Origin of the sequence: Aeromonas sp. ASNIH1 (genome assembly GCF_002934285.1) — a bacterium.
GTDB lineage: Bacteria > Pseudomonadota > Gammaproteobacteria > Enterobacterales > Aeromonadaceae > Aeromonas > Aeromonas caviae.
This window is the reverse complement of record NZ_CP026228.1, coordinates 1,267,501-1,282,676: the sequence shown is the minus strand read 5'-3', so window position 1 is coordinate 1,282,676 and position 15,176 is coordinate 1,267,501. Positions and strand designations below refer to the sequence as shown.

Annotated in this window: 29 protein-coding genes; 28 read left to right on the top strand and 1 reads right to left on the bottom strand. The window is 54.1% G+C overall.

The window, feature by feature from the left end:
- Positions 1-30 precede the first annotated feature (30 nt).
- The gene (locus C2U37_RS06270) at positions 31-945 is read right to left on the bottom strand and encodes a DMT family transporter (protein ID WP_104452026.1); all 915 of its coding nucleotides are present in this window, start codon (positions 943-945) and stop codon (positions 31-33) included.
- A 355-nt stretch (positions 946-1,300) separates the two neighbouring features.
- Between C2U37_RS06270 and rpsJ the strand changes: the two genes are divergently transcribed.
- The 28 genes from rpsJ (at position 1,301) to rplQ (ending at position 14,923) form a co-directional block, all read left to right on the top strand.
- Positions 1,301-1,612 carry a 30S ribosomal protein S10 gene (gene rpsJ / locus C2U37_RS06265; RefSeq protein ID WP_005307944.1) on the top strand — a complete coding sequence of 104 codons (312 nt, stop codon included), beginning with the start codon at positions 1,301-1,303 and terminating at the stop codon, positions 1,610-1,612.
- Between the two features lie 22 nt (positions 1,613-1,634).
- Positions 1,635-2,267 carry a 50S ribosomal protein L3 gene (gene rplC, locus C2U37_RS06260; protein WP_010672559.1) on the top strand — a complete coding sequence of 211 codons (633 nt, stop codon included), beginning with the start codon at positions 1,635-1,637 and terminating at the stop codon, positions 2,265-2,267.
- Between the two features lie 17 nt (positions 2,268-2,284).
- Positions 2,285-2,890 carry a 50S ribosomal protein L4 gene (rplD, locus tag C2U37_RS06255; RefSeq protein WP_005340616.1) on the top strand — a complete coding sequence of 202 codons (606 nt, stop codon included), beginning with the start codon at positions 2,285-2,287 and terminating at the stop codon, positions 2,888-2,890.
- Entirely contained in the window at positions 2,887-3,189 is a 303-nt protein-coding gene (gene rplW / locus C2U37_RS06250; protein WP_005307955.1) for a 50S ribosomal protein L23, read from the top strand. Before rplD ends, rplW begins: the two co-directional genes overlap by 4 nt.
- A 15-nt stretch (positions 3,190-3,204) precedes the next feature.
- Positions 3,205-4,026 carry a 50S ribosomal protein L2 gene (gene rplB / locus C2U37_RS06245; protein WP_010672560.1) on the top strand — a complete coding sequence of 274 codons (822 nt, stop codon included), beginning with the start codon at positions 3,205-3,207 and terminating at the stop codon, positions 4,024-4,026.
- Positions 4,027-4,048: 22 nt separating this feature from the next.
- On the top strand, positions 4,049-4,327 hold the full coding sequence (rpsS, locus tag C2U37_RS06240; RefSeq protein WP_005307960.1) for a 30S ribosomal protein S19: 279 nt from the start codon (positions 4,049-4,051) through the stop codon (positions 4,325-4,327).
- A gap of 10 nt (positions 4,328-4,337) precedes the next feature.
- Positions 4,338-4,682, top strand: a complete 345-nt coding sequence (gene rplV, locus C2U37_RS06235) for a 50S ribosomal protein L22 (protein WP_010672561.1) — start codon at positions 4,338-4,340, stop codon at positions 4,680-4,682.
- A gap of 3 nt (positions 4,683-4,685) precedes the next feature.
- Entirely contained in the window at positions 4,686-5,399 is a 714-nt protein-coding gene (rpsC, locus tag C2U37_RS06230) for a 30S ribosomal protein S3 (RefSeq protein WP_005331168.1), read from the top strand.
- A 13-nt stretch (positions 5,400-5,412) separates the two neighbouring features.
- A complete protein-coding gene (gene rplP / locus C2U37_RS06225) occupies positions 5,413-5,826 on the top strand; it encodes a 50S ribosomal protein L16 (RefSeq protein ID WP_010672562.1) in 414 nt (137 codons plus the stop codon).
- Positions 5,826-6,017 carry a 50S ribosomal protein L29 gene (gene rpmC / locus C2U37_RS06220; protein WP_005307965.1) on the top strand — a complete coding sequence of 64 codons (192 nt, stop codon included), beginning with the start codon at positions 5,826-5,828 and terminating at the stop codon, positions 6,015-6,017. Before rplP ends, rpmC begins: the two co-directional genes overlap by 1 nt.
- The gene (gene rpsQ / locus C2U37_RS06215; RefSeq protein ID WP_005307966.1) at positions 6,017-6,265 is read left to right on the top strand and encodes a 30S ribosomal protein S17; all 249 of its coding nucleotides are present in this window, start codon (positions 6,017-6,019) and stop codon (positions 6,263-6,265) included. The genes rpmC and rpsQ overlap by 1 nt, the downstream gene beginning before the upstream one ends.
- Before the next feature lie 148 nt (positions 6,266-6,413).
- Positions 6,414-6,782, top strand: a complete 369-nt coding sequence (gene rplN / locus C2U37_RS06210) for a 50S ribosomal protein L14 (RefSeq protein WP_005307975.1) — start codon at positions 6,414-6,416, stop codon at positions 6,780-6,782.
- 11 nt (positions 6,783-6,793) lie between these two features.
- Positions 6,794-7,111, top strand: coding sequence for a 50S ribosomal protein L24 (rplX, locus tag C2U37_RS06205; RefSeq protein ID WP_005307977.1), 318 nt, complete (start codon positions 6,794-6,796; stop codon positions 7,109-7,111).
- A 13-nt stretch (positions 7,112-7,124) separates the two neighbouring features.
- Entirely contained in the window at positions 7,125-7,664 is a 540-nt protein-coding gene (rplE, locus tag C2U37_RS06200; RefSeq protein WP_005331162.1) for a 50S ribosomal protein L5, read from the top strand.
- Between the two features lie 10 nt (positions 7,665-7,674).
- The gene (gene rpsN, locus C2U37_RS06195; RefSeq protein WP_005331161.1) at positions 7,675-7,980 is read left to right on the top strand and encodes a 30S ribosomal protein S14; all 306 of its coding nucleotides are present in this window, start codon (positions 7,675-7,677) and stop codon (positions 7,978-7,980) included.
- Between the two features lie 19 nt (positions 7,981-7,999).
- A complete protein-coding gene (rpsH, locus tag C2U37_RS06190; RefSeq protein ID WP_010672564.1) occupies positions 8,000-8,392 on the top strand; it encodes a 30S ribosomal protein S8 in 393 nt (130 codons plus the stop codon).
- Positions 8,393-8,405: 13 nt separating this feature from the next.
- A complete protein-coding gene (rplF, locus tag C2U37_RS06185) occupies positions 8,406-8,939 on the top strand; it encodes a 50S ribosomal protein L6 (RefSeq protein ID WP_010672565.1) in 534 nt (177 codons plus the stop codon).
- Positions 8,940-8,948: 9 nt separating this feature from the next.
- Positions 8,949-9,302, top strand: coding sequence for a 50S ribosomal protein L18 (rplR, locus tag C2U37_RS06180; RefSeq protein ID WP_010672566.1), 354 nt, complete (start codon positions 8,949-8,951; stop codon positions 9,300-9,302).
- A 14-nt stretch (positions 9,303-9,316) separates the two neighbouring features.
- A complete protein-coding gene (gene rpsE, locus C2U37_RS06175; protein ID WP_005340605.1) occupies positions 9,317-9,817 on the top strand; it encodes a 30S ribosomal protein S5 in 501 nt (166 codons plus the stop codon).
- A gap of 6 nt (positions 9,818-9,823) precedes the next feature.
- The gene (rpmD, locus tag C2U37_RS06170; protein WP_005307985.1) at positions 9,824-10,003 is read left to right on the top strand and encodes a 50S ribosomal protein L30; all 180 of its coding nucleotides are present in this window, start codon (positions 9,824-9,826) and stop codon (positions 10,001-10,003) included.
- Positions 10,004-10,005: 2 nt separating this feature from the next.
- Positions 10,006-10,443, top strand: coding sequence for a 50S ribosomal protein L15 (gene rplO / locus C2U37_RS06165; protein ID WP_005307987.1), 438 nt, complete (start codon positions 10,006-10,008; stop codon positions 10,441-10,443).
- An 8-nt stretch (positions 10,444-10,451) separates the two neighbouring features.
- A complete protein-coding gene (gene secY / locus C2U37_RS06160) occupies positions 10,452-11,780 on the top strand; it encodes a preprotein translocase subunit SecY (protein WP_010672567.1) in 1,329 nt (442 codons plus the stop codon).
- A gap of 27 nt (positions 11,781-11,807) precedes the next feature.
- Positions 11,808-11,921: a 50S ribosomal protein L36 gene (rpmJ, locus tag C2U37_RS06155; protein WP_005319705.1), complete on the top strand. Its 114-nt coding sequence runs from the start codon at positions 11,808-11,810 to the stop codon at positions 11,919-11,921.
- A 139-nt stretch (positions 11,922-12,060) separates the two neighbouring features.
- Complete coding sequence (gene rpsM / locus C2U37_RS06150) at positions 12,061-12,417, top strand: 30S ribosomal protein S13 (RefSeq protein ID WP_005307991.1); 357 nt, start codon at positions 12,061-12,063, stop codon at positions 12,415-12,417.
- A gap of 14 nt (positions 12,418-12,431) precedes the next feature.
- Entirely contained in the window at positions 12,432-12,821 is a 390-nt protein-coding gene (rpsK, locus tag C2U37_RS06145; protein ID WP_005319702.1) for a 30S ribosomal protein S11, read from the top strand.
- A 39-nt stretch (positions 12,822-12,860) separates the two neighbouring features.
- Positions 12,861-13,481, top strand: coding sequence for a 30S ribosomal protein S4 (gene rpsD / locus C2U37_RS06140; RefSeq protein WP_010672568.1), 621 nt, complete (start codon positions 12,861-12,863; stop codon positions 13,479-13,481).
- Between the two features lie 25 nt (positions 13,482-13,506).
- Positions 13,507-14,496, top strand: a complete 990-nt coding sequence (locus C2U37_RS06135) for a DNA-directed RNA polymerase subunit alpha (RefSeq protein ID WP_005307997.1) — start codon at positions 13,507-13,509, stop codon at positions 14,494-14,496.
- Between the two features lie 43 nt (positions 14,497-14,539).
- Positions 14,540-14,923, top strand: coding sequence for a 50S ribosomal protein L17 (rplQ, locus tag C2U37_RS06130; RefSeq protein WP_005307999.1), 384 nt, complete (start codon positions 14,540-14,542; stop codon positions 14,921-14,923).
- Positions 14,924-15,176: the final 253 nt, after the last annotated feature.

Genomic DNA, 15,176 nt, shown 5'->3' with positions numbered 1-15,176 from the left:
GGGCGTATCGAGGGATACGCCCTTTGTCTGTCAGGGGTGGGGGTCGCTCACCTTGCGGTAGCGCTTGCCATATTTGAGTTGCTGGATAAGCAGGGCGGCGACGATGAGAACCAGCCCGATGGGGGTTGCCGGGTGAATGGTTTCGCCGATCAACAGGTTGAGCAGCACCAGAGAGGCAAACGGCGAGATGAAGATAAGGTTGCTGATGGGGGCCGTGTTGGTGGCGTGGCGCAGGGCCATCAGCCAGAGCACGAAACCGAAACCCATCTCGAACAGCCCCACATAGATGGCGCCAGCCCATCCCTGCCAGGCAGTCATGGCAAAGTCCGAGAGCAACCAGGTCGCCACGATGATGAAGGGCAGGCTGATGAGGAAGCCGAGCAGCAGGCTGACGACGGGATCCCCCTGATTGCGGGTGTTGAGGATCCAGTAACCGGCCCAGATCAGGGTCGACACCAGCGCCAGCGTGACGCCGAGCGGACTGTCGAACTGCAGACCGAACACGTTCCCCCTGGTGGCGATCACCAGGGCGCCGAAATAGCCGAGCACGATGGCGACGCCATCGCGGCGGCGCAGCTTTTGACCGAGGAAGGGAACGGCCAGCAGGCTGAGGGTGATGGCCCAGGTGTAGTTGAGAGTCTGCGCCTGCTGGGCGGGCAGCAGATCATATGCCTTGAACAGCAGCAGGTAATAAAGAAAGGGGTTCAGGACCCCGAGAGCGAGGTAGTAGAGGGGGCGACTCTTGATGTAGTCGAGCAGTAGCGGCAGTTTGCCCTGACAGGCCACGATGCACCCCAGGGTCAGGGTCGAGGTGCAGGCCGCGACCAGCAGCAGCTGTACCGGTTCAAAGTAGGCGAGGGAGATCTTGAAGGCGCTGGCCACCGTGGACCAGAGGGCGACGGCACAGAGCCCGTACTGGTAGGCTTTCTTCTGATTCTTGAGCATGGGATGGGTTCCGCAGACAGGGGCGAGGGCGCAGTCTATCAGCCTGTTTGCAACATTGTCGTTACCCCTGCCAGGTAAGGGCTTGCCCAGCCGTTGGCGAGATCCATCTGTCACATAAAATTGCGCACAATCTGTCCGCCTTCACTTGCGTGAGTGGAAAAAATCCGTATAATCCTCTCCGCTTGCCCATGAGGCAGCCAGACGATATGTCTGCTTGCTGAGCTTCCCGTTTACGAGTTGCCAGCCATACAGTCCTCCCGATATGGGAGGAAACGTGAAAAATCACACCTCTGGCGGGAGTAATCCCGGTCGGGCGGTGTTGATTTATGTTCTTTTATCTATTGGAGCTCTGTCAATGCAGAACCAAAGAATCCGTATCCGCCTGAAGGCTTTTGATCATCGCCTGATCGATCAATCCACTGCGGAAATCGTTGAAACTGCTAAGCGCACTGGCGCGCAGGTTCGCGGTCCTATCCCGCTGCCGACTCGCAAAGAGCGTTTCACCGTTCTGATCTCCCCGCACGTCAACAAAGACGCGCGTGATCAGTACGAGATCCGCACTCACAAGCGTCTGGTAGACATCGTTGAACCGACTGACAAGACCGTTGACGCTCTGATGCGTCTGGATCTGGCAGCTGGTGTAGACGTCCAGATCAGCCTGGGTTAATTACGGAAAGAGGTTGATAACAATGACAATCGGTCTTGTAGGTCGCAAAGTGGGTATGACTCGCATCTTCACTGAAGATGGCGTTTCTATCCCGGTGACTGTTATCGAAGTTGAAGCTAACCGTGTAACTCAGGTCAAATCTGTAGAAACCGACGGCTACAACGCTATTCAGGTTACCACTGGCGCCAAGAAAGCCAGCCGCGTAACCAAGCCGGAAGCTGGCCACTTCGCCAAAGCTGGTGTAGAAGCCGGTCGCGGTCTGTGGGAATTCCGCCTGAACAACGGTGAAACTTTCACTGTTGGTAGCGAGCTGAAAGTAGATCTTCTCGCTGACGTTAAGCTGGTAGACGTTACCGGCACATCTAAGGGTAAAGGTTTTGCCGGTACTGTTAAGCGCTGGAACTTCCGTACCCAGGATATGACCCACGGTAACTCCCTGTCCCACCGTGTACCTGGCTCCATCGGTCAAAACCAGACCCCGGGCCGTGTATTCAAGGGCAAGAAGATGGCTGGTCACATGGGTGCTGAGCGTGTAACGACTCAGAACCTGGAACTGGTTCGTGTTGACGCTGAACGCAACCTGCTGCTCATCAAAGGCGCAGTACCGGGTGCAACCAACGGCAACGTGATCGTCAAACCTGCCGTCAAAGCGTAACGTCTGAGGAGATAGTAATGGAATTGGTAATGAAAGACGCCAAGAGCGCTCTTGAAGTTTCCGAGACTACCTTCGGGCGCGAATTCAACGAAGCTCTGGTTCACCAGGTTGTCGTTGCATATGCCGCTGGTGCCCGTCAGGGTACTCGTGCGCAGCTGACTCGCTCTGAAGTGTCTGGTGGCGGCAAAAAGCCGTGGCGTCAGAAGGGTACTGGTCGTGCCCGTGCTGGCTCCATCCGTTCGCCCATCTGGCGTTCCGGTGGTGTGACCTTTGCTGCTAAGCCGCAAGATCACAGCCAGAAAGTAAACAAGAAGATGTACCGCGGCGCTATCCGTAGCATCCTGTCCGAGCTGGTACGTCAAGAGCGCCTGATCGTTGTTGAGAAGTTCGGCATCGAAGCGCCGAAGACCAAAGAACTGATCGCCAAGCTGAAAGAAATGGAACTGACTGACGTTCTGATCGTGACTGCTGAAGTCGATGAGAACCTGTTCCTGGCTGCTCGTAACCTGTACAAAGTTGACGTGCGTGACGTTGCCGGTATCGACCCGGTCAGCCTGATCGCTTTCGACAAGGTTCTGATGACTGCTGACGCAGTTAAGCAAATCGAGGAGATGCTGGCATGATCCGTGAAGAGCGTCTGCTGAAAGTTCTGAAGGCTCCGCACATCTCTGAAAAGAGCACCATGGTCGCAGAAAAGCAGAACACTATCGTGTTCAAAGTTGCTGTTGATGCCACCAAGGCGGAAGTCAAAGCTGCAGTTGCGAAACTGTTCGAGGTCGAAGTTGAGACCGTCCGTACCCTGAACATGAAGGGTAAGACCAAGCGCGCAGGTGCACGCGTAGGCCGTCGTTCCGATTGGAAAAAGGCTTATGTGACCCTGAAAGCTGGTCAGGACATCGACTTCATGGGCGCAGCCGAGTAAGAGGAGTTCTGAAAAATGGCAATCGTTAAGTGCAAGCCTACTTCTCCGGGCCGCCGCCACGTCGTCAAGATCGTCAACCAAGAGCTGTACAAGGGCAAGCCCTTCGCCGCTCTGCTGGACAGCAAAAGCAAGTCCGGTGGCCGTAACAACAACGGTCGTATCACCACTCGTCACATCGGTGGTGGTCACAAGCAACACTACCGTCTGATCGACTTCAAGCGCGACAAAGACGGCATTCCGGCCAAAGTTGAGCGTCTGGAATACGATCCTAACCGTACCGCAAACATCGCCCTGGTGCTGTATGCAGACGGTGAGCGTCGTTACATCCTGGCTCCGAAAGGCCTGAAAGCTGGTGATGCAATCGCCTCTGGTGCTGATGCTGCCATCAAGGTAGGTAACACCCTGCCGATGCGCAACATCCCGGTCGGTTCTACCGTTCACGCCGTTGAGATGAAGCCTGGTAAAGGTGCCCAGCTGGCTCGTTCCGCTGGTACTTTCATCCAGATCCTGGCTCGTGAAGGTAACTATGTAACTCTGCGTCTGCGTTCCGGCGAAGTACGTAAAGTTCTGGCCGAGTGCCGCGCTACCATCGGTGAAGTGGGTAACTCCGAGCACATGCTGCGTCAACTGGGTAAAGCCGGTGCTAACCGCTGGCGTGGTATTCGTCCGACCGTTCGCGGTATGGCGATGAACCCGGTTGATCACCCGCACGGTGGTGGTGAGGGTCGTAACAAGGGCATGCAGCCTGTGTCCCCATGGGGCCAGAAGGCTAAGGGCTTCAAGACCCGTAAGAACAAGCGTACCGACAAGTACATCGTACGTCGTCGTAACAAGTAATTGTTAACATAGAGGAATCACCATGCCACGTTCTCTCAAGAAGGGTCCATTTATCGACCTGCACTTGCTGAAGAAGGTAGAGAAAGCGGTGGAAAGCGGGGATAAAAAGCCGGTTAAGACCTGGTCCCGTCGTTCAATGATCATCCCGAACATGATCGGTTTGACCATCGCTGTCCATAATGGTCGTCAGCACGTTCCGGTTTTCGTTACCGAAGAAATGATCGGTCACAAACTGGGTGAATTCGCACCGACTCGTACTTATCGCGGCCATGCTGCTGATAAGAAGGCTAAGAAGCGCTAAGGGATAAATGATGGAAGCTATCGCTAAACACCGTTATGCCCGTACTTCTGCCCAGAAAGCTCGTCTGGTAGCCGATCAAGTACGTGGTCTGTCCGTAGACAAGGCTCTGAACATCCTGACCTTCAGCCCGAAAAAGGCTGCTGTTCTGGTGAAGAAAGTGCTGGAATCTGCCATTGCCAACGCTGAGCACAACGAAGGTGCCGATATCGACACCCTGCGTGTTGCCACCATCATGGTAGACGAAGGTCCCTCCATGAAGCGCATCCGCCCGCGTGCCAAAGGTCGCGCGGATCGTATCCTCAAGCGTACCGCTCACATCACTGTAGTGGTATCCGACGCTAAGGCTGGGAGATAAGCAATGGGTCAGAAAGTACATCCTAATGGCATTCGCCTGGGTATTACCAAGCCTTGGAATTCTACCTGGTTCGCGAACACCAAAGACTTCGCTGACAACCTGTACAGCGATTTCCAAGTACGCCAGTTCCTGACCAAGGAGCTGAAAAACGCTTCCTTGTCCAAGATCACTATCGAGCGTCCGGCCAAGAGCATCCGTGTGACCATTCACACCGCTCGTCCGGGTGTCGTGATCGGCAAGAAAGGCGAAGACGTTGAAAAACTGCGCAAAGCTGTAGCCGCAATCGCTGGCGTGCCTGCTCAGATCAACATTTCCGAAGTCCGCAAGCCGGAGCTGGATGGCAAACTGGTTGCCGACAGCATCACTTCCCAGCTGGAGCGTCGCGTAATGTTCCGTCGTGCTATGAAGCGCGCCGTACAGAACGCCATGCGCCTGGGTGCCAAGGGCATCAAAGTGGAAGTTTCCGGCCGTCTGGGCGGCGCTGAAATCGCGCGTACCGAATGGTACCGTGAAGGTCGTGTGCCCCTGCACACCCTGCGCGCCGACATCGACTACGCAACTTCTGAAGCCCACACCACTTACGGTGTGATCGGCGTTAAAGTTTGGATCTTCAAGGGCGAAGTTCTGGGCGGTCTGGCTGCAGTCAATGCTGCCGCTGCTCAAGAGCAAGCTCCTGCGAAGCCCAAGCGTGACAACAAGCGCCGCGCTGCCAAGTAAGGAGATTCGGTAAATGTTGCAACCTAAGCGTACTAAATTCCGCAAGACCCACAAGGGTCGTAACCGCGGTCTGGCCAATGCCGGTAACGAAGTATCCTTCGGTACCTTTGGCCTGAAGGCGACATCTCGTGGTCAACTGACTGCTCGTCAAATCGAAGCAGCCCGTCGTGCCATGACCCGTCACGTTAAGCGTCAAGGCAAGATCTGGATCCGTGTGTTCCCGGACAAGCCCATCACCGAAAAGCCCCTCGAAGTTCGTATGGGTAAAGGTAAGGGTAACGTGGAATACTGGGTTTGCCCGATCCAGCCTGGCAAGGTTCTGTACGAGATGGATGGTGTACCTGAGGCTCTGGCGCGTGAAGCGTTTGCCCTGGCCGCAGCTAAGCTGTCTGTTCAGACCACTTTCGTAATTAAGACGGTGATGTGATGAAAGCCCAAGATCTGCGTCAAAAGAGCGTCGAAGAACTGAACCAGGAGCTGCTGGGTCTGCTGCGTGAGCAATTCAACATGCGCATGCAAGCTTCCACCGGCCAGCTGGCTCAGACTCACACTCTGAAACAAGTGCGTCGTGACGTCGCACGTATCAAGACTGTACTGACTGAGAAGGCAGGTGCGTAATGACTGACAAGATCCGTACTCTGCAAGGTCGTGTAATCAGCGACAAGATGGACAAGTCCATCACCGTCGCTATCGAGCGCAAGGTAAAGCACCCGATCTACGGTAAGATCATCAAGCGTACTACCAAGCTGCACGTGCATGACGAGAACAACGAGTGCAAGGCTGGCGATCTCGTGGAAATCCGCGAGTGCCGCCCGCTGTCCAAGACCAAGTCCTGGACCCTGGTTGCTGTCGTAGAAAAGGCCTAATTCGGTACTTTTTAGCCCAAACGGCCCCCCATCGGGGCCGTTTGTTTTTTAGGCTACCTTTTCAAAAATAGCTGTGTTATAGTTTCGCGCCTTTTGAAGGCAGCCAGATCCCATCAGGGATAAGAAGTAAACAAAGCGGAGCACTAAGATGATCCAGATGCAAAGTATGCTGGGTGTTGCCGACAACTCCGGCGCTCGCAGTGTAATGTGTATTAAGGTTCTGGGTGGTTCGCACCGCCGTTATGCCGGCATCGGCGACATCATCAAGGTTTCCATCAAGGAAGCCATTCCTCGCGGTAAAGTGAAGAAAGGTGATGTGTATAACGCGGTGGTCGTACGCACCCGTAAAGGCGTTCGTCGTCCGGACGGCTCTGTCATCCGTTTCGACAACAATGCGGCTGTGTTGCTTAACAACAACCAACAGCCAATCGGTACTCGTATTTTTGGCCCGGTGACCCGTGAACTCCGTAACGAGAAGTTCATGAAGATTGTGTCCCTGGCACCCGAAGTACTGTAAGGAGTCGAACGATGGCAGCTAAAATCCGTCGCGAAGACGAAGTAATTGTTCTTACCGGCAAAGACAAGGGCAAGCGTGGCAAAGTCACTCAAGTCCTGATTGCAAAAGGTAAGGTAATCGTGGAAGGCATCAACCAGGTGAAGAAACACCAAAAGCCGGTACCCGCACTGGGTCAGGCTGGCGGCATCGTCACCAAAGAAGCCCCCATCGATGTATCTAACGTCGCGCTGTTCAACTCTGCCACTGGCAAGGCTGACCGCGTTGGTTTCCGGATTGAAGACGGCAAGAAAGTCCGTTTCTTCAAATCCACCGGCGAACTTGTGAAGTAATTGGAGTTTAACGATGGCGAAACTGCATGATTACTACAAATCCGATGTAGTAAATGAACTGTCCAAGCAGTTCGGTTACAAGACTATCATGCAAGTCCCTCGGATCGAGAAAATCACCCTGAACATGGGTGTTGGTGAAGCGATCTCTGACAAGAAGTTGCTGGAAAATGCTGCTGCCGATATGGCTGCCATTTCCGGTCAGAAGCCGCTGATCACCAAAGCACGCAAATCTGTTGCGGGCTTCAAGATTCGTGAAGGCTACCCGATAGGTTGTAAAGTAACCCTGCGTGGCGAGCGTATGTGGGAGTTCCTGGAACGGCTGATTTGCATCTCCGTACCGCGTATCCGTGACTTCCGTGGTCTGAACGCCAAGGCGTTCGATGGCCGTGGTAACTACTCCATGGGCGTGCGTGAGCAAATCATCTTCCCGGAAATCGACTATGACAAGGTCGATCGCGTCCGTGGTCTGGATATCACCATCACCACTTCCGCGAATACCGACGAAGAAGGCCGTGCTCTGCTGGCTGCCTTTAACTTCCCATTCCGCAAGTAAGGTTAGGGTTATGGCTAAAACATCCATGAAAGCACGTGAAGCAAAGCGTGCGAAGCTGGCAGCCAAGTTCGCGACCAAGCGTACCGAGCTGAAAGCTATCATCGTTGATATGAACGCTTCTGAAGAAGCGCGTTGGGATGCTGTCTTGCAACTGCAACAGCTGCCCCGTGATTCCAGTCCGTCCCGCCAGCGTAACCGTTGCAACATCACTGGTCGTCCGCACGGTTTCCTGCGGAAGTTTGGCCTCTCTCGCATCAAGGTGCGTGAGCATGCCATGAAGGGCGAAATTCCGGGCCTCAAAAAGGCCTCTTGGTAAGAATCTCGGGAGTTAGACTATGAGCATGCAAGATCCGATCGCGGATATGCTGACCCGCATCCGTAACGGTCAGGCGGCGAGCAAAGTTGCGGTTTCCATGCCTTCTTCCAAGCTGAAAGTGGCTATCGCCAAAGTGCTGAAAGAAGAAGGTTACATCGCTGGCTACAACGTAGCTGGTGACGTGAAACCGGAACTGGAAATCGAACTGAAGTATTTCCAGGGCAAGCCGGTTGTAGAACTGATCCAACGCGTGAGCCGTCCCGGCCTGCGTATTTACAAGCGCACTACTGATCTGCCGAAAGTCATGGGCGGTCTCGGTGTTGCTATCGTGTCCACGTCTAAAGGTGTGATGACCGACCGTGCTGCCCGCAAGGCAAGCATGGGTGGTGAGATCATCTGCTACGTCGCTTAATAGGAGGTCGGAAATGTCTCGCGTTGCTAAGGCACCCGTCACTATTCCTGCTGGCGTAGAGGTGACTCTGAACGGCCAAGAACTGTCCATCAAAGGTGGCAAGGGTTCCCTGGTTCGTTCCATCCACGCCGGTGTAGAAGTGACCAAAGAAGACAATGTACTGAAGTTCGCCCCGCGCGATGGCATCGCTGGTGCTGACGCTCAGGCCGGTACTGCCCGTGCATTGGTCAACAACATGGTAGTCGGTGTTACCCAAGGCTTCGAGCGCAAGCTGCAGCTGGTTGGTGTAGGTTACAAAGCCTCCATCAAGGGCAATGCTGTTGCGCTGGCACTGGGCTTCTCTCACCCGGTAGAGCATGCGCTGCCGGCTGGTGTCACCGCTGAATGTCCGTCCGCCACCGAGATCGTTCTGCGTGGTGTGGACAAGCAGCTGGTTGGCCAAGTCGCCGCCGATATCCGTGCTTACCGCGCTCCGGAGCCCTACAAGGGCAAGGGTGTACGCTATGCCAACGAGCAAGTGCGTACTAAAGAAGCTAAGAAGAAGTAAGGTAACACTATGGACAAGAAAGCAGCTCGTCTCCGTCGTGCTACTCGTGCTCGGAAAAAGATGCAGGAACTGGGAGCTACCCGTCTGGTTGTTCACCGTACCCCGCGTCATATCTATGCGCAGGTTATTGCAGCCAACGGTTCCGAAGTTCTGGCCTCTGCTTCCACAGTAGAGAAAGCCATCAGTGAAGCTCTGAAATACACCGGTAACGCAGATGCTGCTACCGCTGTAGGTAAGGCTATCGCTGAGCGTGCTATTGCCAAAGGCGTTCAGAACGTATCTTTCGATCGTTCCGGTTTCAAGTATCACGGTCGTGTAGCCGCTCTGGCTGCCGCTGCTCGTGACGCTGGTCTTCAGTTCTAAGCTAGGAGTCGAAGATGGCTAAAGTCGAATCTCAAGCCGGCGAACTGCAAGAAAAGCTCATTGCAGTAAACCGTGTTTCGAAAACTGTTAAAGGTGGTCGTATCATGTCCTTCACCGCGTTGACCGTGGTGGGTGATGGTAACGGCCGTGTAGGTTACGGTTACGGTAAGGCCCGTGAAGTTCCGGCCGCCATTCAAAAGGCGATGGAACAGGCTAAGCGTAACCTGAACAAGGTTGAGCTGAACAACGGCACCCTGCACCACCCGGTGCGTGGCGTTCACTCTGGTTCCACCGTGTTCATGAAGCCGGCCTCCCAAGGTACTGGTATCATTGCAGGCGGCGCCATGCGTGCCGTACTGGAAGTTGCTGGTATCCACAACGTGCTGGCCAAGACCTACGGTTCCACCAACCCAATCAACGTTGTTCGCGCAACTGTCGACGCTCTGGTTCACGGTCAATCACCGGAACAGATCGCGGCCAAGCGTGGTCTGCGCGTTGAAGAAATTCTGGGGTAATGCGACATGGCTAACACTGTAAAAGTAACTCAAACTCGCAGCTCTATCGGCCGTCTGCCAAAGCACAAGGCGACTCTGCGTGGTCTGGGTCTGCGTCGCATTGGTCACACCGTTGAGCTGGAAGATACTCCCTGCGTACGCGGCATGATCAACCAGGTTTATTACATGGTTAAGGTGGAGGGCTAAGCATGCGTCTGAATACTCTGTCTCCGGCCGCTGGCTCCAAGCGCGTCAAGCACCGTCCGGGCCGTGGTATCGGTTCTGGTCTGGGCAAGACCGGTGGTCGTGGTGTTAAAGGTCAGACCTCTCGTTCCGGTGGCGGCAAGGTCCGCAACGGTTTCGAAGGCGGCCAGATGCCTTTGAAAATCCGTCTGCCGAAGTTCGGTTTCTTCTCTCGCAAATCTTTGGTTTCTGCCGAAGTGCGCCTGAACGAAATCGCCCTGGTAGAAGGTGATGTGGTCGACGTGAGCACTCTGAAGCAAGCCGGTGTTATTACCAAAAACATCGTGTTCGCTAAAGTTGTTCTGTCTGGCAACATTGACCGTGCTGTGACCGTTCGTGGTCTGTCCGTCACCAAGGGTGCACGTGCAGCCATCGAGGCCGCTGGCGGTAAAATCGAGGAATAATCAGTACAATGGCTAAGAAACCAGGATTGGATGTTAAAGCACAAGGTGGTCTGAGCGAACTGAAGAGCCGTCTGCTCTTCGTTCTCGGGGCAATTATCGTGTTCCGTGCAGGCTCTTATGTGCCGATCCCTGGTATTGACGCCGCCGTACTGGCCGAGTTGTTCCAACAACAGAAGGGCACCATCATTGAGATGTTCAACATGTTCAGTGGTGGTGCACTCTCGCGTGCTTCTATTCTTGCACTGGGGATCATGCCGTACATTTCGGCGTCGATTATTATCCAGCTGCTGACTGTGGTTCACCCTGCTCTTGCTGAACTCAAGAAAGAAGGTGAATCCGGCCGTCGCAAGATTAGCCAATATACCCGTTGGGGCACGCTGGTTTTGGGAACGTTCCAGGCCATTGGTATTGCAACAGGTCTGCCGAATATGATGCAAGGACTCGTGACTCATCCGGGTTTGGGCTTCTATTTCACAGCCGTTGTGAGTCTGGTCACCGGTACCATGTTCTTGATGTGGTTGGGTGAACAGATTACCGAGCGTGGGATTGGTAATGGTATCTCGTTGATTATCTTCACAGGTATCGTCGCCGGTCTGCCTCATGCCATTGGCGCTACGGCCGAACAGGCACGTCAAGGGGAATTGCACATCCTGCTGTTGTTGTTGCTGGGCTTGATTGTTTTCGCTGTGACTTACTTTGTGGTGTTCGTGGAGCGTGGTCAGCGTCGTATCGTCGTTAACTATGCCAAGCGTCAACAAGGCCGCCAGGTATTCGCTGCGCAAAGCACACACCTGCCGTTGAAAGTGAATATGGCCGGTGTGATTCCTGCGATTTTCGCATCCAGCATCATCCTCTTCCCGGGTACCATTACCTCCTGGTTTGGTCAGGGCGAGGGCAAGATCGCTGACATTCTGCAACAGGTCTCTATGGTCCTGCAGCCGGGTCAGCCCTTGTACGAGATGCTCTATGCAGCAGCCATTATCTTCTTCTGCTTCTTCTATACCGCGCTGGTGTTCAACCCCCGCGAGACAGCAGATAACCTGAAGAAGAGTGGAGCCTTTATCCCGGGGATCCGCCCGGGCGAGCAGACAGCACGTTACATCGATAAGGTTATGACTCGCCTGACATTGGCAGGTGCGCTCTATATTACCTTTATCTGTCTGGTACCCCAGTTCCTGATGACTGCCTGGAACGTACAGTTCTACTTCGGTGGCACCTCGCTGCTGATTATCGTGGTAGTTATCATGGACTTCATGGCTCAGGTTCAGACCCATATGATGTCTCATCAATATGGCGACGTCCTGAGGAAGGCCAACCTGAAGGGCTACGGCCGCTAAAGGTCGGCGTAGTTACGGAGTTAAGCAATGAAAGTTCGTGCTTCCGTTAAGGCAATCTGCCGTAACTGCAAAATCATCAAGCGTCACGGTGTGGTGCGTGTGATTTGCAGCGAGCCAAAGCATAAACAGCGCCAAGGCTAATTTTTTACGGTTAGTACTTGCAACAAATAGTTGTGCTGGCTAATATAGCCAGCCAACTTTTGTTGTGTATTGGTTGACCGCCACGTATCCGCTCACGGGCTTTGTGGTGGTCGTTATCTACTATATGTAGGAGTGAATAGTGGCCCGTATCGCTGGCATTAACATTCCTGACCATAAACATGCAGTCATTGCGTTGACTGCTATTTATGGCGTCGGTCGTACCCGCTCCAAGGCCATCTGTGCCGCAGCCGGTATCGCTGAGAATGTGAAAATTAAAGACCTGGACGAAGCTCAGATCGAGAGTCTGCGTGAACAAGTAGGTAAATTCACCGTCGAAGGTGACCTGCGTCGTCAGATTTCCATGAACATCAAGCGATTGATGGATCTGGGTTGCTACCGTGGTTTGCGTCACCGTCGTAGCCTGCCTGTTCGTGGTCAACGTACCAAGACCAACGCTCGTACCCGTAAGGGTCCGCGCAAGGCTATCAAGAAGTAACGGGAAGGTAGAAAATGGCTAAAACTCCGACTCGTGCTCGCAAGCGCGTTAAAAAGCAAGTGAGCGACGGTATTGCGCACGTTCATGCATCTTTCAACAACACAATCGTGACCATTACTGACCGTCAGGGCAATGCTCTGTCTTGGGCTACCTCTGGTGGCTCCGGTTTCCGTGGTTCCCGTAAGTCCACTCCGTTTGCTGCCCAGGTAGCTGCTGAGCGTGCTGGTGAGATCGCCAAAGAATACGGCGTGAAGAACCTGGAAGTCATGGTCAAAGGTCCGGGTCCCGGTCGTGAGTCTTCCATCCGCGCTCTGAACGCGGCTGGTTTCCGCATCACTAACATTACTGATGTGACTCCGATCCCGCACAACGGTTGTCGTCCTCCCAAGAAGCGCCGCGTGTAACGCTGTAGCTACTTGGTCTAGGATTGTTGGAGAAAGAAGATGGCAAGATATATCGGTCCTAAGCTTAAGCTTAGCCGTCGTGAGGGCACCGACCTCTTCCTGAAGTCTGGTGTTCGTGCGATTGATTCTAAGTGCAAGATTGACACCGTTCCTGGTCAACACGGTGCGCGTAAAGCGCGTCTGTCCGACTACGGTGTGCAACTGCGCGAGAAACAAAAAGTACGTCGTATCTACGGCGTATTGGAAAAACAGTTCCGCAACTACTACCGCGACGCTGCCCGTCAAAAGGGTAACACCGGTGAAAACCTGTTGCAGCTGCTGGAAGGTCGTCTGGACAACGTCGTCTACCGCATGGGCTTCGGCGCCACTCGTGCTGAATCTCGTCAGCTGGTGAGCCACAAAGCCATCATGGTAAACGGCCGCGTTGTGAATGTTCCTTCTTTCCAGGTATCCCCTGAGGACGTGATCTGCGTTCGCGAGAAGGCTAAGAAGCAAGCGCGTATCAAAGCTTCCCTGGAAGTTGCTGGTCAGCGCGAGAAGCCGACTTGGGTAGAGGTTGACGCTGCTAAGATGGAAGGTGCCTTCAAGCGCCTGCCGGAGCGTTCCGACCTGTCTGCCGACATTAACGAACAGCTGATCGTCGAGCTTTACTCCAAGTAAAGCTAGCTTCTAAAGAGAGGACACAATGCTGGGTTCTGTAACAGATTTTCTTAAACCGCGGCTAGTTGACATCGAGCAAGTTAGCCCGACTCACGCGAAAGTGACTCTCGAGCCGCTTGAGCGTGGCTTTGGCCACACGTTGGGCAATGCCCTGCGTCGTATTTTGCTGTCATCTATGCCCGGTTGTGCGGTTACTGAAGTCGAGATCGACGGAGTACTGCACGAGTACAGCAGCAAAGAAGGTGTACAGGAAGACATTCTTGAAATCCTGCTCAACCTGAAAGGTATCGCTGTGAAGCTGGAAGGCAAGGACGAGGTAACTCTGTCCCTGACCAAGTCTGGAACAGGCCCCGTTACCGCTGGTGATATCACTCACGGTGATGAAGTCGAGATCGTAAACCCGGAGCACGTAATCTGCCACCTGACTGGTGCAAATGCTGAGATCAGCATGCGCCTGAAAGTTCAGCGCGGTCGTGGTTATGTGCCTGCTTCTGCTCGTGTTCACAACGATGATGAAGAGCGTCCTATCGGTCGCCTGCTGCTGGACTCCGCGTTCAGCCCCATCGTTCGCATCGCCTACAATGTCGAGGCGGCACGTGTGGAACAGCGCACCGACTTGGACAAGCTGGTTATCGACATGGAGACCAATGGTACTCTGGATCCGGAAGAAGCCATCCGTCGTTCAGCCACTATTCTGGCAGAGCAACTGGAAGCCTTCGTGGATCTGCGCGATGTCAGCGTGCCCGAGAAGAAAGAAGAGAAACCCGAGTTTGATCCGATTCTGCTGCGTCCTGTCGATGATTTGGAGCTGACAGTTCGTTCAGCGAACTGTCTGAAGGCAGAAGCTATCCACTATATTGGTGATCTGGTACAGCGTACCGAAGTTGAGTTGCTTAAGACTCCTAACCTCGGTAAGAAGTCCCTGACTGAGATCAAGGACGTGTTGGCCTCCCGTGGTCTGTCTCTTGGCATGCGCCTTGAGAACTGGCCGCCCGCCAGCATCGCTGACGAGTAATCCAGATTACGGGTTTCACAGATTTAGTTAGAAGGATAAGGTCATGCGCCATCGTTTGAGTGGTCGTCAACTGAACCGGAACAGCAGCCATCGTCAGGCTATGTTCCGCAACATGGCCAGCTCCCTGGTTCGTCATGAGATCATCAAGACGACTCTGCCTAAGGCAAAAGAGCTGCGTCGTGTAGTTGAACCGCTGATCACCCTTGCCAAGACTGATAGCGTTGCTAATCGTCGCCTGGCATTTGCCCGTACTCGCGATAACGCGATCGTGGCTAAGCTGTTCAATGAACTGGGCCCGCGCTACCTGGAGCGCGCCGGCGGTTATACTCGCATTCTGAAATGCGGTTTCCGTGCTGGCGACAACGCTCCTATGGCTTACATTGAGCTGGTAGACCGCCCGGCCGCTGCTGAAGCAGCTGCTGAGTGATAAAAGAAAAAGCCGGGCTTGTCCCGGCTTTTCTTTTAGTGGATTCTGATACTGCCTCTACTGCCTCTACTGCCTCTACTGCCTCTACTGCCTCTACTGCCTCTACTGCCTCTACTGCCTCTACTGCCTCTACTGCCTCTACTGCCTCTACTGCCTCTACTGCCTCTACTGCCTCTACTGCCTCTACTGCCTCTACTGCCTCTACTGCCTCTACTGCCTCTACTGCCTCTACTGCCTCTACTGCCTCTACTGC

What these genes read in the sequence shown, in the direction of transcription:
- C2U37_RS06270 (WP_104452026.1), bottom strand. Translation starts at nt 945, where the DNA reads ATGCTCAAGAATCAGAAGAAAGCCTACCAGTACGGGCTCTGTGCCGTC.
- rpsJ (WP_005307944.1), top strand. Translation starts at nt 1,301, where the DNA reads ATGCAGAACCAAAGAATCCGTATCCGCCTGAAGGCTTTTGATCATCGC.
- rplC (WP_010672559.1), top strand. Translation starts at nt 1,635, where the DNA reads ATGACAATCGGTCTTGTAGGTCGCAAAGTGGGTATGACTCGCATCTTC.
- rplD (WP_005340616.1), top strand. Translation starts at nt 2,285, where the DNA reads ATGGAATTGGTAATGAAAGACGCCAAGAGCGCTCTTGAAGTTTCCGAG.
- rplW (WP_005307955.1), top strand. Translation starts at nt 2,887, where the DNA reads ATGATCCGTGAAGAGCGTCTGCTGAAAGTTCTGAAGGCTCCGCACATC.
- rplB (WP_010672560.1), top strand. Translation starts at nt 3,205, where the DNA reads ATGGCAATCGTTAAGTGCAAGCCTACTTCTCCGGGCCGCCGCCACGTC.
- rpsS (WP_005307960.1), top strand. Translation starts at nt 4,049, where the DNA reads ATGCCACGTTCTCTCAAGAAGGGTCCATTTATCGACCTGCACTTGCTG.
- rplV (WP_010672561.1), top strand. Translation starts at nt 4,338, where the DNA reads ATGGAAGCTATCGCTAAACACCGTTATGCCCGTACTTCTGCCCAGAAA.
- rpsC (WP_005331168.1), top strand. Translation starts at nt 4,686, where the DNA reads ATGGGTCAGAAAGTACATCCTAATGGCATTCGCCTGGGTATTACCAAG.
- rplP (WP_010672562.1), top strand. Translation starts at nt 5,413, where the DNA reads ATGTTGCAACCTAAGCGTACTAAATTCCGCAAGACCCACAAGGGTCGT.
- rpmC (WP_005307965.1), top strand. Translation starts at nt 5,826, where the DNA reads ATGAAAGCCCAAGATCTGCGTCAAAAGAGCGTCGAAGAACTGAACCAG.
- rpsQ (WP_005307966.1), top strand. Translation starts at nt 6,017, where the DNA reads ATGACTGACAAGATCCGTACTCTGCAAGGTCGTGTAATCAGCGACAAG.
- rplN (WP_005307975.1), top strand. Translation starts at nt 6,414, where the DNA reads ATGATCCAGATGCAAAGTATGCTGGGTGTTGCCGACAACTCCGGCGCT.
- rplX (WP_005307977.1), top strand. Translation starts at nt 6,794, where the DNA reads ATGGCAGCTAAAATCCGTCGCGAAGACGAAGTAATTGTTCTTACCGGC.
- rplE (WP_005331162.1), top strand. Translation starts at nt 7,125, where the DNA reads ATGGCGAAACTGCATGATTACTACAAATCCGATGTAGTAAATGAACTG.
- rpsN (WP_005331161.1), top strand. Translation starts at nt 7,675, where the DNA reads ATGGCTAAAACATCCATGAAAGCACGTGAAGCAAAGCGTGCGAAGCTG.
- rpsH (WP_010672564.1), top strand. Translation starts at nt 8,000, where the DNA reads ATGAGCATGCAAGATCCGATCGCGGATATGCTGACCCGCATCCGTAAC.
- rplF (WP_010672565.1), top strand. Translation starts at nt 8,406, where the DNA reads ATGTCTCGCGTTGCTAAGGCACCCGTCACTATTCCTGCTGGCGTAGAG.
- rplR (WP_010672566.1), top strand. Translation starts at nt 8,949, where the DNA reads ATGGACAAGAAAGCAGCTCGTCTCCGTCGTGCTACTCGTGCTCGGAAA.
- rpsE (WP_005340605.1), top strand. Translation starts at nt 9,317, where the DNA reads ATGGCTAAAGTCGAATCTCAAGCCGGCGAACTGCAAGAAAAGCTCATT.
- rpmD (WP_005307985.1), top strand. Translation starts at nt 9,824, where the DNA reads ATGGCTAACACTGTAAAAGTAACTCAAACTCGCAGCTCTATCGGCCGT.
- rplO (WP_005307987.1), top strand. Translation starts at nt 10,006, where the DNA reads ATGCGTCTGAATACTCTGTCTCCGGCCGCTGGCTCCAAGCGCGTCAAG.
- secY (WP_010672567.1), top strand. Translation starts at nt 10,452, where the DNA reads ATGGCTAAGAAACCAGGATTGGATGTTAAAGCACAAGGTGGTCTGAGC.
- rpmJ (WP_005319705.1), top strand. Translation starts at nt 11,808, where the DNA reads ATGAAAGTTCGTGCTTCCGTTAAGGCAATCTGCCGTAACTGCAAAATC.
- rpsK (WP_005319702.1), top strand. Translation starts at nt 12,432, where the DNA reads ATGGCTAAAACTCCGACTCGTGCTCGCAAGCGCGTTAAAAAGCAAGTG.
- rpsD (WP_010672568.1), top strand. Translation starts at nt 12,861, where the DNA reads ATGGCAAGATATATCGGTCCTAAGCTTAAGCTTAGCCGTCGTGAGGGC.
- C2U37_RS06135 (WP_005307997.1), top strand. Translation starts at nt 13,507, where the DNA reads ATGCTGGGTTCTGTAACAGATTTTCTTAAACCGCGGCTAGTTGACATC.
- rplQ (WP_005307999.1), top strand. Translation starts at nt 14,540, where the DNA reads ATGCGCCATCGTTTGAGTGGTCGTCAACTGAACCGGAACAGCAGCCAT.